Below are 13,223 nucleotides of genomic sequence, written 5' to 3'. Positions count from 1 at the left end.
AAAATTTGTACTGAATCCTGATAAGGAGAGATGCCGTTATGGCTAAAATAAAATACAACAACATCGATAACGTCGGCGTAGACAAGACGCTGAAGGAACTGCGCCAGTGGAGGGAGGAGCGCCGCAGCAAGCAGAAGGACTACTCCTATAAGGTACCGAACCACACGCCGGAGCTGAGTTATCTCAGAGGGAACCGGCTGGACACGACGATAACCTGGATCGGGCACTCGACCTTTTTTATGCAATATGAGGGACTTAATATCATTACCGATCCAATCTGGGCCCGCCGTCTCGGCTTCGAGAAGCGGATCGGCCAGCCGGGCATTCCGCTGAATGAGGTGCCGCCGGTGGATCTGATCCTGATCTCGCATTCCCATTATGACCATCTGCATTTCCCCTCAATCCGCAAGCTGTATAAGGCAGCCACGAAGATCGTGGTTCCGGCCGGACTCAAGCGGAAAATGCTGCGTAAGGGATTTCCGAACTGCCAGGAGATGCAGTGGTGGGAGGAGCTGACGCTGGGTCCGGTCAAGCTGACGTTCGTGCCGACCCAGCACTGGACCCGGCGGACCCCCTTTGATACCAACAGCTCGCACTGGGGAGGTTATGTGCTTCAGCCTGCCGAGCCCGGCAGGCATCCGGAGGGGAAGAAGGACGAACAGAAGCGGAAGCTTCCGCCGAATCTTTATTTTGCCGGAGACAGCGGCTTTTTTCCGGGCTTTAAGGAGATCGGCAGCCGTTTCAAGCTGCATATTGCCCTGATGCCGATCGGGGCGTATGAGCCGGAGTGGTTCATGAGCTCACAGCATGTGAATCCTGAAGAAGCGGTGCAGGCTTTTTTGGATGTGGGCGCTGAAATGATGATTCCGATGCATTTTGGCACCTTCCGGCTGGCTGACGATACGGCGCGGGAGGCGCTGGACCGGATGGAGCTGGCCCGTGAGGCTCAGGGAATAAGTCCGGAGCGGATACGCACCTTGGGGTACGGCGAGACGTTAATCGTGCACCCTGAGGAGCGCTATTCGGGGCAATAATGCGCACACATAGGGATTTAGTGCCAAAACCGCAGGAACAACGTGATGTTACGGGCTATTTGCCTTGATTTTATGCTATAATGAGCCGAAACCCAAAGTGAAAAGGATGGTAATGCTTAATGATTAGCACAAGCGGCGTAACACTCCGCTACGGAAAACGCGCACTTTTTGAGGATGTAAACATAAAATTCACACCAGGGAACTGCTACGGCCTGATCGGGGCGAACGGTGCCGGTAAATCTACTTTTCTAAAAATCCTGTCCGGCGAGATTGAAGCCAATATCGGGGATGTACACATCACTCCGGGCGAACGTCTGGCAATCCTGAAACAGAACCATTTTGAGTATGATGAATTTCAGGTGCTGGAAACAGTCATTATGGGACACACCCGCCTTTATGAAATTATGAAGGAGAAGGATGCCCTATATGCCAAGAGCGACTTCACAGAAGCTGACGGCCTGCGCGCCGGTGAGCTTGAAGGTGAATTTGCCGAGCTGAACGGCTGGGACGCCGAGCCGGATGCGGCAGCAATGCTGATCGGTCTGGGCATTATGCGTGAAATGCACGACAAAAAGATGGCCGAACTCAGCGGCAACGAAAAGGTCCGGGTATTGCTTGCTCAAGCTCTGTTCGGCCGTCCGAACAACCTGCTGCTCGATGAGCCTACCAACCATTTGGATCTTGAATCCATCGGCTGGCTGGAGAACTTCCTCATGGACTATGAAGGTACTGTTATCGTGGTATCCCATGACCGTCACTTCCTGAACAAGGTCTGCACGCATATTGCGGATATCGATTTCGGCAAAATTCAGATGTACGTCGGCAACTATGACTTCTGGTATGAGTCCAGCCAGCTGGCTCAGACCCTGCAGCGTGATGCCAACAAGAAGAAGGAAGACAAGATCAAGGAGCTGCAGGCCTTCATTCAGCGCTTCTCGGCCAATGCTTCCAAATCGAAGCAGGCGACTTCCCGTAAGAAGCAGCTCGAGAAGATTACACTGGACGATATCCGTCCATCCAACCGTAAATATCCGTTCCTTAACTTCAAGCCGGAGCGTGAAGCCGGTAAGCAGCTGCTTACGGTCACTGGCCTGAGCAAGACTGTTGAGGGCGAGAAAATGCTGGATGAGTTTAATATTGTAGTCAACAAAGGCGACAAGATTGCTTTTGTAGGCCCGTATTCGCAGCCGAAATCACTGCTGTTCGATATTCTGATGGGTGAGAAGGAAGCAGACAGCGGTGAGTATTCATGGGGTGTAACCACTACCCAGGCGTACTTCCCGAAAGACAACTCCAGCTATTTCGACGGTGTCAATCTGAACCTTGTGGAATGGCTGCGCCAGTACTCCAAGGATCAGGACGAAACCTTCCTGCGCGGATTCCTGGGCCGGATGCTGTTTGCCGGTGAGGAAGCGCTGAAGAAGGCAAGCGTGCTGTCCGGGGGAGAGAAGGTCCGCTGTATGCTGGCCAAAATGATGCTGAACGGCGCGAATGTGCTCGTATTCGATGAGCCTACGAACCACTTGGATCTGGAATCGATCACTGCGCTGAATAACGGTCTGATTGATTTTGACGGGACGATTCTCTTTACCTCCCATGACCATCAGTTCATCCAGACCATTGCCAACCGGATTATTGAAATTACACCGACAGGCGTCATTGACCGCTCCATGAGCTATGATGAATACCTGGAGAATCCGGAAATTAAGGAACTGCGCCAGCGCATGTATCCTGTTGAAGTCTAATAGAATAAATTATATGAACAGGTAAGGTTCATAACAAAACGGCTGCGTTATCCTCCCGGGATAACGCAGCCGTTTATGTTCAGAGCTGAACCAGATTCTGTGTCCGGACCAAAAGGCCTAGGACCCGCCGGTGCGGCGGCGCTGGTTGTTAGGCTTTTTGTTGTTCTGGCTCTTCAGCGGCTTTGCGGAGCCGGCTTGAAACGATGAGCCCGGTTTGCTTGAATTCTGCTGTTTCTTTTGTTCAAGCTTCTGGCGGATGGCATCGGCCAGATTGACCTTTGGTTTCTCAGTATTTTCGCTCATTATGTTACCCCCTTATGAAGCAAGTCCTATTCCTCATTTTAATTGTTTTTAAATGCCGCCACAAGGGCAAGAATAATTCAAGAAATGAATTGCCGGAGCAGACCGGGCAAAGAAGATGAAGAAGGAGTGTCAGCCGGTGGCCGATATTTATGAGGATATACGCAAAGGAGAACGCGGGGCGATGGTCAGTATCGCTGCCTATCTGGTTTTGTCTGCATTTAAGCTGGTAAGCGGGTCTATATTCGGATCGAGCGCACTGCTGGCTGACGGCTTCAACAACCTGACGGATATTGTTGCTTCCGCAGCAGTGCTGATCGGACTGCGGATTTCACGGAAGCCGCCTGACTCCGATCATCCGTACGGGCATTTCCGGGCGGAGACGGTGGCGGCACTGCTGGCTTCCTTTATTATGGCGATGGTCGGGATACAGGTAATCGTTGAAGCGGTACGTTCTCTGTTTGAAGGCGCCAAAGCGGTGCCGGAGCTCTGGTCTGCTGCGGTGGCGGTGGTGTGTTCAGCGGCGATGATGGGGGTATATATATATAACAAGAGATTAGCCAAGCGGATTAACAACGGCGCCCTTATGGCTGCAGCCAAGGATAATTTCTCGGATGCCATGGTCAGTATCGGCGCAGCAGCAGGGATTGTTGGTGCACAGTTCGGCCTGCCGTGGATTGATTCCGCTGCTGCCGTCCTGGTAGGATTACTCATATCCAAGACAGCATGGGATATTTTCCGTGATGCCACCTACCGGCTGACGGACGGGTTTGATGAGGATAAGCTCATGGATCTGCGCAGTACGATTGCCCGGACCCCTGGTGTGGAGGGAATTAAGGATATTAAAGCCCGTGTACATGGAAGCCAGGTGCTGGTTGATGTGGTCGTGGAGGTTGATGCCGGAATCAGTGTGGCAGAAGGCCACCGGATCAGCGATTCGATTGAAGAGCGGATGGGCGGCAGAGACAATATTATGAATGTGCATATTCATGTCGAGCCCAAAGAATAAAGTTCCGGCCAGCTCCTAATTAGCTGTAATTTCCACCAAATCCAAGGAGAAATCAAGACTATAGACCCGGTGCTTACCATAACTTGGCAAGTCTTTTTGTGAGATTAGAAGCATGTTCCAATTCCCGCCTGCCCCTATAATGAGGGCAGAAAGCAACAAACGTAGCGCGCGCCGTTGTTGAATTCTCATCTTTGCATAAGCGGGGGAACGCTATGATCAGATCACATAAACAGCTTGCGGCTTCGTTATTGGTCTCAGCATCACTTGCATTATCCTGGGGAGTATTCAGCCCTCAGCAGGCATTCGCTGCTTCATCAGCTTCATCTGTAACGGCATCTGCTTCGCTGACAGGCATTATTCAATCTTCAGTTCGTCTGCGCACCAGCCCTTCTACAAGCGGCAGTGTGATCACATACCTGAGTAAGGGCGATCAGGTCGTTATACTTGAACAAACCAACAGTTACTGGTACAAAGTCAGAACTGCGTCCGGAGAAGTTGGATATACAAGTTCCGGAGATCAGTATATCAGTGTTGTTGCTGCACCTGCAGTGACACCAGCTGTACAGACGGCAGTCATTCAGGCGTCTGTCCGGCTCCGTGAGACCCCTTCAACCAGCGGAAAAGTGCTCGGGAACCTCAAGGAAGGCGATCCGGTGGTAATACTGGAGGAGACCAACAGCTACTGGTATAAAGTGCAGACAACTAACGGGACGATCGGCTACACCAGTTCGGCAGACCGTTATATTGAGCTGGATGAAGCAGCGGTAGCGCCGGCTCCGGCAACTCCGGCACCTGCGCCAGCACCAACTCCGGCACCTGCGCCAGCACCAACTCCGACACCGGCTCCAACTGCTCCGGCACAGTCTGCTATCATTGATAATGTTATCGCAGCAGGAATGAAATATCTGGGGACGCCATATGAATTCGGCTCCAGCAGAAGTAATACAAGCACCTTTGACTGCTCTGATTTTATCCGGCAGATGTTCAAGGATGCACTGAATTTAACTTTGCCTGCCGATTCACGGCAGCAGGGAACCTGGGTTAGGGAGAACAGCCAGACGGTTACTGATATTTCCGGCCTCAAGCGCGGCGACCTGATGTTCTTTATGGATTATAAGGGAAGCTCAGCTTCTGCTTATGCTGGAGTGAACAGATTTTCGGAGCGGATTTCACACGTAGCGATGTATCTGGGAGACGGAAAGATTCTGCACACGTATTCTGTAGCTTCCGGCGGTGTGAGAGTCGACAATTTAAGCTCTTCGTGGATGAACCGGTTCTTGTATGGAGGTTCGGTTGTCCGCTAATGATATTAGAGCAGTACAAGGTTTGTGACGGGTGAACTAGGGTAGATGTTTTGTAGGGCTAACTCTTCAGTAGAATGTCTACTGAAGAGTTAGCCCTTCTTTTGTGTTATCTTAAAAGGAAGACGGCAGCCATAAGACATTAAGTCTCAGACTGCCGGATATGGGTGCAGGCAGGAATGAATGCTTGCAGTTATTCCATTATGGAGTAATTACGTATGCAGATGCCGGAACCTTAATCCATGCTTTGCCAAGCCAGGTATAAACCTCTCTCCATTCATTGCCCCAGGCATCGGTCAAAACAGCGCCGGTAGTATCAATGGTCTGGGCGCTCAGCCAGCCGGCTGGAGTCAAGCTGTCAGTGGAGAAATGGAAAGGAGTTGCTTTTGTCAAAATAATCATCGGGGTCGCCGGTTTAATATCCGCCGGAGTAATTACAGTTTCAAACCGCTCACTGTAAGTGCTCCCCGTAACTGTAGTTGCCGGATCTGCAGTGCCTGTAACCTCTGCCGCTGAAGCCGATGCTGCTATGGATGCCATAAGACCTACTGCTACTGTAAAACTGGCTAATTTTTTCATCTGTAATTCCTCCTAGTGTGGTTTTGGGTTAGCGGTTTTTTCCATGTTTGTACTGTGCTAATATGCATGTAAACAAAAAGAGGAGGCGGTGAACCAACCGTGTAAATAAAACTTTAAAATTGCCTGCCGGAGGGAAAGGCCTACATATTCTGCTGTGTGAATAGAATAAAAGAACATTCTCTACATAGAACAACCCGGAGCTCCTGAGACGGAGACACCGGGTCTGTAGTTCCGTAATGCTATGCATGTTTATCCTCTAGGCACGCTGGGCGGATATAATCACATTGACCTTCCGCGCTGTCCCGTGAAGAGGGATACAATGAACAGGATGAGGAAGATAAAGAACAATACCTTAGCAATGCCGACTGCCGCTCCTACGATATTAAAGAATCCGAATACACCGGCGATGAGTGCGATCACCAGCAGAATTACCGACCATTTCAGCATGTGAAGTCATCCTTTCTGTCGGGTGGTGTAGTCAATGTTTAAACGGGTGCTTACGGATTGAAACAAAATGGAATAATATGGTCTTTTAGACGCTTGACAGGCTGTTTCGTGCTATTGGCGTAAGGGTAACTATGCAGTAATAAGGCAGAGTAAGCCGATATTTATGACTTGGAAGGGGTTTTCGAAATGATCATTGAACTGAGCGTGGCACTGGTTGCTGTCGCATTCGCCGTACTTGTTTTCTTCTTAATCAAAACCTTAAATTCAGCAAAGGAATCCCTCGACAAAGTCAGCCAGACTCTGCAGGAAGTGCAGAAGACAGTGGATGAGCTTACCTATGAAATCAAGACAACTGTCCGTCATGCCAACGATATTACCGCTGATGTCCAGGGTAAGATCCAGAAGATTGATCCGATTGTCGATTCCGTTAAGAACCTTGGGGATGTTATGAATGAGCTTACGCTGACTGTGAAGCAGGTATCGGTTACGGTAATTGAGAAATACCGGAAATCCCGTGAGCTGAAGCAGAAGGCGGGAGAGGTAGCCATAGATGAAAAAACACTCACTCCCGCAGAAGAGCGTACAGTGAAGTCCTATGACGCCGCATACGCCAAGAAAGCACCGGGTAAAGTAGCAATAGCGCTTAAAGGTGTTGACGCGGCAGCAGCAATCTGGCAGAAATTCCGGCACTAATTCCGGTTCCGGCAACAGTCCCATTCACACAGCAACGGTGCACATTATGAAAGGCGGGACGTCTTATGAACGTCATCATTCTTCTGGTTAGCCTGCTATCCTCATATCTATCGCCCTCCGTGCAGAGGGAGTATGTCCCGGCCGCTTTTTTCTCCATGCAGCCGCAGGTAGTGCTTGCATTTGAACACAATCTCGGCTTGAATCCGTATATCAGCAGCTTTGATTCCCTTGCGGGAGCAGCCCTGTTTACTTCGAAGGAGGAGCTTCTGCTGAGTAAGGGAGTGCCGCTGAGCATTTCCCCTGATCCCTGGCAGGAATGCCTGGAATATCAGTACGCTGATCTGACGGCCGGAATCTGCGGCGGTATCGTTACCTACATCCATGTGAATCCGGCCCAGGCAGGGACGTATGGCCTGATTCTTAACGGAGTGTCGCTGAATCCGGCGGACAATACCGCACGTGAGCTGCTGGGGGAACCGGATTTCATTGCGGATGACGGGGATGTCTATATAAGAGGAAGCGCGGCACTGAAGATTTACCGCAATCCGTTCACCGGTGAATGGGACGGAATTGATTTATTTGATGCGAATGCATCATGAGGTGTTTCATAAGCTTCCGGTGAGGTTAATAAAAGTACAGTTGTCTTTAATAGAAGACATATCCACCTCACAAATCTAAGCTTAAGGAAGGTGATCTCATGGGTCCAATCGGCACTCAGTCATACGCCAAGCTTTTGGAGAACGGTGTCCAGGCGATAGAAGAAGTGAACCGGCTGCGCAGCAGCGGCTACACGAAGGATAACATTTATGTTATCAGTCATGATCAGGACCGGGAAAACCGCATTGTTGATGCGGCGGACACAAATGAGGTCGGCTTAGGTGAAGAAGGTTTGTTTGGCGCTATCGCCAACCTCTTCCGCTCGCGCGGGGACGCCTTGCGTTCCAAGATTACAGCCCTTGGCTTCAGCAGCGCGGAAGCAGGATTTTATGAGAAAGAACTCGATGCGGGCAAGGTACTTGTAATTGCCAAGAAATATCCGCAATAACCGCCGTTTTCCGGGAGGCCGGAACTATAGCGCAATAGCGTAACCTCCAGCTCCACTATTTGTAGTGGTGGGGCTGGAGGTTACTTTGTTGAATACGGAAATAACAAAACCCTTATATTCCAAATTTTAGAATAATGGTAAAGGGCTGCTTAAATATCGTATGATAATAAGGATGAAATACGAGGGATGATTACGGGCTTACATTATTCTGGAGAGGTGAATAGGCTTGAAAATATTAATTGTTGACGATAATCCGACCAACGTTATTATAATCCGGGAAATCCTGAAAAAGGAGGATTACCGGAACTTTATTACAGCATCATCTGCGAAGGAAATGCTGAAGATTCTGGGCATTGGTGCCGGGAATGATACACAGCGCCCGCGTCCCTCGGATGTGGATCTGATTCTGCTGGATATGATGATGCCGGAGATGGACGGTATTGAGGCTTGCCGTGTAGTACAGCAATATGAACATCTCCGGGATATTCCCATTATTATGGTGACCGCCGTGGGCGATTCCAAAAAGCTGGCTGAAGCGCTTGATGCCGGAGCCGGTGACTATGTTACGAAACCGATTAATAAGGTTGAGCTGATGGCCCGCATCCGTCTGGCACTGCGTCTGAAGAGGGAAAAGGACTGGCATAAGGAACGGGACACGCGGATTCAGGACGAGCTGAAGCTTGCCGCACTTGTGCAGAATGCCGTGCTGAGCCTGCCTGTTAAAGAAGAAGACTTTGAGGTCCATGCAATCTATCAGCCCTCCTTTGAGCTGGCCGGTGATTTGTATGCCTGGTATCCGCTTGGTGACGGGAGATATGCTGTTATTCTGCTCGATATGATGGGTCACGGGATCTCTTCATCGCTTTTTTGCATGTTCCTCGCTTCTGTGCTGAAGGATACGGTGACTACATATGTGGAACCCGAAAAGGTCATTCAGGAGCTGAACCGCAGGTTTAACCAGCTATACATTGAGAAGCAGCTTGTCCAGTATTATTTTACGGCCATTTATATGGTTATTGATACCCGGACCAAACGGATCGACTACGTGAACGCAGGGCATCCGCCGGGGCTGTTCTTTGAGGGCGGGGCCAAGGAGCCAGTTCTTCTTGAAAGCAACTGCCATCCCGTCGGATTGTTTGACCGGATTGACATTGAGCCCCAGAGTCTCAGCTATGAAGAGGATGGCCACTTGGTTCTTTACACGGACGGGCTGCTCGAAATGGCCGAGGGCGATCAGGAGGATCAGCTTAAATTCATGACAGGACATCTCAACAGCGGGCATGAATGGCGTGAAAAGGCTATGCGGGATGTATTCTTCATAGACGAACCTGACGTGGAGCGCGATGACGATAAATGCCTGGTGTGGATTACGCTGGGGAAAGGAACTGAAATGTAATGAAAATAAAAGCTAAGCTGCTGATCGGGTTCAGTGCGTTGCTGGCCATTATGCTGGCATTAACAATGATTGGCTACGATCGGCTTAATTATATGAGCGATCAGCTTGACAGCTTTACCGCAAGGTATGATAAAGGACGTGCTTCCTCAGGGCTGCGGGGCGAAGTTAATGATATGGCCCGTATCCTGACCACGGCGATGCTGAATGCAGATGTAGAAACAGTGGAGGTTCAGAAGACAGAGCTTGAGGATAAGGTGGTCAAGGCAGATGGGCATCTGAAGACTATTGAAGCCGCGCTTACCAATGCTGATGAATTGCAAATACTTAACCGGATTGAGAGTGCATATACCGCTTATATGAACTACCAGAGCAAGGCGGTCAAGATGCTTGAAGCCGGTTATTTCCAGAATGCCAACGCTTACCGTAACTCTGAAGGACAGGACATCCAGAACGAAATGCTTAACAGCCTGAATGCCCTGTCGGACTATAACGCCAGCCTGATGACGCAGGAGACAAATCAGGCACAGGAGGCTTCTGGCCGTTCGATTCAGATGGTGACATTAATTATGGTAGTCGGGCTGCTGCTGGGGCTCGGGGTCATTTTATGGGTGATTCCCAGCATCACGCGCGGGCTTAATGTGGTGTCGATGATGATTACCAGCTTCGGCAACGGAAAAATGCGAGCGATCCGCCGGATTAAGGTGAACTCGAAGGATGAGATTGGTGATGTAGCCCGTGTCTTTCAAAAGATGGCCGAGGATATCGAGCAGAAGCAGCAGCTGGAGCAGGCTTATACCCAGGCGCAGAGCGATCAGGCCTGGCTAAATGGAAATATCGCGCGCGTGACGGAGCTGCTGCGCGGTGTGAGCTCGCTGGACCAAGTCTCTCAGACCTTCATTAGTGAATTTACTCCTGTGCTGGGAGCACAATACGGGGCGCTATACCTTAAAGACCTTCATAAACCTAACCGGCTGCTGGCAAGTGCCTTTTATGCCGGAGATGCCGAGGACGGTCTTAAGGAGTACTTTGATGTAGGCCAGGGCCTCGTCGGACAATGTGCCTTGGACAAGAGGCCGCTCAAGCTTGAAAAGGCGCCTCATGATTATATTAATGTCACTTCGGGCTTTGGGGATGCGCATCCGGACCATATCTTTATTTATCCTGTATTGTTTGAGGATGAAGTTCTGGGTGTGCTCGAGTTTGCCTCCTTTACACCGTTTACTATGCTACAGAATGAACTTCTGCACCAGCTGGCAAATAATCTCGGTATTATACTGAATAATATTATCCGCAGAATGGCTGTTGAGGAGCTGCTTCGTGAATCACAGGCGCTTACGGAGGAGCTGCAATGCCAGTCAGAGGAGCTGCAGACCCAGCAGGAGGAGCTGCGCCGTTCCAATGAGAACCTGGAGGAGCAGACCGATGCGCTGAAGCGCTCCGAAGAGCTGCTGCAGCGGCAGCAGGGTGAGCTGGAGCATTTCAATACAGAGCTGGTCGCCAAAACTCGTGCCCTTGAGGAGCAGGTGCAGGAGGTCGAGGAGAAGAAGGATGAAATTGAGCAGGCCCGCCTCCAGCTGGAGAAGCAGGCTATGCAGCTTGCCGTTACGGGGAAATACAAGTCAGAATTTCTGGCGAACATGTCCCATGAGCTGCGGACCCCGCTTAACAGCCTGCTGATCCTATCCCAGCTGCTTACTGAGAACAAAGAAGGTAACCTTTCGGAGAAACAGGTGGAGTTCGCCCATACGATCTATATGTCCGGTGCCGATCTGCTGAAGATGATTGATGAGATTCTTGACCTGTCCAAGGTGGATGCCGGAAAAATGGAGCTGAATTACGAAGACATTCCGATAACTGAGCTTAAGACCTTTGTGAAGCAGAACTTTGCGCCGCAGGCAGCCAAGAAAGGGCTGTCTTTGCGTTTAGCCTTTGATGAGCCGCTGCCGGACAGCCTGTATACAGACAGTCACAGGCTGAAGCAGATTCTGCGCAATCTGCTGTCCAACGCCTTCAAATTTACGAGTGAGGGCTTCGTGGAATTCTCAATCAGCCGTGCTGAACCTGGACGCCTTCCTTCCTTCCTGCCGGATGATTTCGAGTATGTAGCCATTGCTGTTAAAGACAGCGGCATTGGTATTCCTACGGACAAGACGGAGATTGTCTTCGAGGCGTTCCAGCAGGTGGACGGTACAACCAGCCGTAAATATGGGGGGACAGGCCTTGGGCTGTCGATCAGCCGTGAGCTTGCCCGTCTGATGGGCGGCGCTATAGGTTTGGAGTCGCGTGAAGGCCAGGGAAGTGTATTTACCCTCTACCTGCCGGTTAAGGGGCATTACAGTCTGCTTCCGGGGGCTGTGGAAGCGGCGTCTGCCTATTCCCCGGCCGAATACTCCGAGAGCCAGCAGTCTGCCGGAACAGGTGAAGCCATTCCTGTGCCGCTAAACCCGGCAATCGTTGAAGATGACCGTGAGGGACTTCAGGCAGAAGATAAGGTTATCCTGATTATTGAGGATGATGACAGCTTTGCCAAAATTCTGCTCGGGATGGCCCGCGGCCGCGGTTTTAAAGGCCTGGTTGCGCTGCAGGGTGATACCGGGCTGCAGATGGCCAAGTCCTTCCTGCCTGACGCGATCATCCTTGACATCCAGCTGCCTGTTATGGACGGGTGGTCGATTCTAAGAGAGCTCAAGGGCGCCTCACAGACCCGCCATATTCCTGTGCATGTCATCTCTGTTAATGATGAAGTGAAGCAGGGGCTAATGATGGGTGCAATGGCGTACCTGAAGAAGCCGTCCTCCAGACAGGCACTGGACCGGGCCTTCTCGCAGATTGAGAACTATACCGCCAGTACCCTTAAGCATCTTCTGATCGTTGAGGATGATGAGATTCAGCGGCGCTCTATTATGGAGCTGATCGGTCACGATGATGTTGCGATTACTGCGGTGTCGACCGGTGAGGAAGCCCTTAGCGAGCTGCGTAAGCAGCGGTATGACTGTATGGTGCTTGACCTCATGCTGGGCGATATGACCGGCTTTGAGCTGCTGGACCAGATTCGCGACGATGAGGAGCTTAATGATCTGCCGATTATTATTTATACAGGCAAGGATCTGGACAGCAAGGAAGAGACACAGCTGCGTAAATATGCAGAATCCATAATCATTAAGGATGTCCGTTCTCCGGAGCGTCTGCTTGATGAGACAACGTTGTTCCTGCACCGGGTAGAAGCCAATCTGCCTGAGGACAAGCGTAAAATTCTGCAAAAGCTGCACAATAAGGAGGAGCTCTTCGACGGGAAGAAGATACTGCTCGTCGATGATGACATCCGTAATGTCTTCGCTTTATCCAGCGTGCTGGAAGGCTACCATATGGAAGTGAAGTTTGCCGAGAACGGCCGGGAGGCCCTTGATCTGCTGGTTGAACACAACGATTTTGACTTGGTGCTCATGGATATGATGATGCCTGAAATGGACGGATACGAGGCGATGCGCCGGATTCGCGAGATGCCCCAGTATCAGAAGCTGCCAATTATTGCACTCACTGCGAAGGCGATGAAGGAGGACCGGGCCAAGTGTATTGAGGCCGGAGCCTCCGATTATATGAAGAAGCCGATAAGTAACGATCAGCTTCTTTCTCTAATGCGTGTATGGCTGTATTCGTAAGCCGATTATTGGGGT

The 13,223-nt window shown here is 50.8% G+C and carries 12 protein-coding genes; 9 read left to right on the top strand and 3 right to left on the bottom strand.

What is annotated here, in order from left to right:
- Nucleotides 1-38: 38 nt before the first annotated feature.
- Both R70331_RS26615 and R70331_RS26610 read left to right on the top strand, forming a co-directional pair.
- A complete protein-coding gene (locus tag R70331_RS26615) occupies nt 39-1,034 on the top strand; it encodes an MBL fold metallo-hydrolase (RefSeq protein WP_042180856.1) in 996 nt (331 codons plus the stop codon).
- 119 nt (nt 1,035-1,153) lie between these two features.
- Nucleotides 1,154-2,779, top strand: coding sequence for an ABC-F family ATP-binding cassette domain-containing protein (locus R70331_RS26610; protein WP_042180854.1), 1,626 nt, complete (start codon nt 1,154-1,156; stop codon nt 2,777-2,779).
- Between the two features lie 117 nt (nt 2,780-2,896).
- Here the strand turns inward: R70331_RS26610 and R70331_RS26605 are convergent, their stop codons facing one another.
- The gene (locus tag R70331_RS26605) at nt 2,897-3,082 is read right to left on the bottom strand and encodes a hypothetical protein (RefSeq protein ID WP_042180853.1); all 186 of its coding nucleotides are present in this window, start codon (nt 3,080-3,082) and stop codon (nt 2,897-2,899) included.
- Nucleotides 3,083-3,263: 181 nt separating this feature from the next.
- Here R70331_RS26605 and R70331_RS26600 point away from each other — a divergent pair, with 181 nt between their 5' ends.
- Nucleotides 3,264-4,088, top strand: a complete 825-nt coding sequence (locus tag R70331_RS26600; RefSeq protein WP_442950594.1) for a cation diffusion facilitator family transporter — start codon at nt 3,264-3,266, stop codon at nt 4,086-4,088.
- 212 nt (nt 4,089-4,300) lie between these two features.
- Nucleotides 4,301-5,392 carry a C40 family peptidase gene (locus R70331_RS26595; RefSeq protein WP_042180849.1) on the top strand — a complete coding sequence of 364 codons (1,092 nt, stop codon included), beginning with the start codon at nt 4,301-4,303 and terminating at the stop codon, nt 5,390-5,392.
- A 198-nt stretch (nt 5,393-5,590) separates the two neighbouring features.
- On the opposite strand, the gene R70331_RS26590 is transcribed toward R70331_RS26595, so the two are convergent.
- Both R70331_RS26590 and R70331_RS31310 read right to left on the bottom strand, forming a co-directional pair.
- Nucleotides 5,591-5,968 (bottom strand): hypothetical protein, encoded by a 378-nt coding sequence (locus R70331_RS26590; RefSeq protein ID WP_042180847.1) that lies wholly within the window; start codon nt 5,966-5,968, stop codon nt 5,591-5,593.
- A 279-nt stretch (nt 5,969-6,247) separates the two neighbouring features.
- Nucleotides 6,248-6,415, bottom strand: a complete 168-nt coding sequence (locus R70331_RS31310) for a DUF1328 domain-containing protein (RefSeq protein WP_042180844.1) — start codon at nt 6,413-6,415, stop codon at nt 6,248-6,250.
- A gap of 186 nt (nt 6,416-6,601) precedes the next feature.
- Between R70331_RS31310 and R70331_RS26580 the strand changes: the two genes are divergently transcribed.
- The 5 genes from R70331_RS26580 to R70331_RS26560 all read left to right on the top strand — a co-directional run bounded on the left by R70331_RS26580 (nt 6,602) and on the right by R70331_RS26560 (nt 13,208).
- Nucleotides 6,602-7,108 (top strand): DUF948 domain-containing protein, encoded by a 507-nt coding sequence (locus R70331_RS26580; RefSeq protein WP_042180842.1) that lies wholly within the window; start codon nt 6,602-6,604, stop codon nt 7,106-7,108.
- 65 nt (nt 7,109-7,173) lie between these two features.
- Nucleotides 7,174-7,707 (top strand): hypothetical protein, encoded by a 534-nt coding sequence (locus tag R70331_RS30765; protein ID WP_052419232.1) that lies wholly within the window; start codon nt 7,174-7,176, stop codon nt 7,705-7,707.
- Between the two features lie 98 nt (nt 7,708-7,805).
- The gene (locus R70331_RS26570; RefSeq protein WP_042180840.1) at nt 7,806-8,153 is read left to right on the top strand and encodes a YflT domain-containing protein; all 348 of its coding nucleotides are present in this window, start codon (nt 7,806-7,808) and stop codon (nt 8,151-8,153) included.
- A 226-nt stretch (nt 8,154-8,379) separates the two neighbouring features.
- Nucleotides 8,380-9,549 (top strand): SpoIIE family protein phosphatase, encoded by a 1,170-nt coding sequence (locus tag R70331_RS26565; RefSeq protein WP_042180838.1) that lies wholly within the window; start codon nt 8,380-8,382, stop codon nt 9,547-9,549.
- Nucleotides 9,549-13,208, top strand: coding sequence for a response regulator (locus R70331_RS26560; protein ID WP_042180836.1), 3,660 nt, complete (start codon nt 9,549-9,551; stop codon nt 13,206-13,208). The genes R70331_RS26565 and R70331_RS26560 overlap by 1 nt, the downstream gene beginning before the upstream one ends.
- The last annotated feature ends 15 nt before the right edge of the window (nt 13,209-13,223 follow it).

Source organism: Paenibacillus sp. FSL R7-0331 (assembly GCF_000758645.1).
In the GTDB taxonomy this organism is placed as follows: domain Bacteria; phylum Bacillota; class Bacilli; order Paenibacillales; family Paenibacillaceae; genus Paenibacillus_AQ; species Paenibacillus_AQ camerounensis.
Note: the sequence above shows the minus strand (reverse complement) of the source record. Positions and strands in the feature narration are given on the sequence as shown.

What these genes read in the sequence shown, in the direction of transcription:
- R70331_RS30765 (WP_052419232.1), top strand. Translation starts at nt 7,174, where the DNA reads ATGAACGTCATCATTCTTCTGGTTAGCCTGCTATCCTCATATCTATCG.
- R70331_RS31310 (WP_042180844.1), bottom strand. Translation starts at nt 6,415, where the DNA reads ATGCTGAAATGGTCGGTAATTCTGCTGGTGATCGCACTCATCGCCGGT.
- R70331_RS26570 (WP_042180840.1), top strand. Translation starts at nt 7,806, where the DNA reads ATGGGTCCAATCGGCACTCAGTCATACGCCAAGCTTTTGGAGAACGGT.
- R70331_RS26595 (WP_042180849.1), top strand. Translation starts at nt 4,301, where the DNA reads ATGATCAGATCACATAAACAGCTTGCGGCTTCGTTATTGGTCTCAGCA.
- R70331_RS26610 (WP_042180854.1), top strand. Translation starts at nt 1,154, where the DNA reads ATGATTAGCACAAGCGGCGTAACACTCCGCTACGGAAAACGCGCACTT.
- R70331_RS26580 (WP_042180842.1), top strand. Translation starts at nt 6,602, where the DNA reads ATGATCATTGAACTGAGCGTGGCACTGGTTGCTGTCGCATTCGCCGTA.
- R70331_RS26615 (WP_042180856.1), top strand. Translation starts at nt 39, where the DNA reads ATGGCTAAAATAAAATACAACAACATCGATAACGTCGGCGTAGACAAG.
- R70331_RS26605 (WP_042180853.1), bottom strand. Translation starts at nt 3,082, where the DNA reads ATGAGCGAAAATACTGAGAAACCAAAGGTCAATCTGGCCGATGCCATC.
- R70331_RS26560 (WP_042180836.1), top strand. Translation starts at nt 9,549, where the DNA reads ATGAAAATAAAAGCTAAGCTGCTGATCGGGTTCAGTGCGTTGCTGGCC.
- R70331_RS26600 (WP_442950594.1), top strand. Translation starts at nt 3,264, where the DNA reads ATGGTCAGTATCGCTGCCTATCTGGTTTTGTCTGCATTTAAGCTGGTA.
- R70331_RS26590 (WP_042180847.1), bottom strand. Translation starts at nt 5,968, where the DNA reads ATGAAAAAATTAGCCAGTTTTACAGTAGCAGTAGGTCTTATGGCATCC.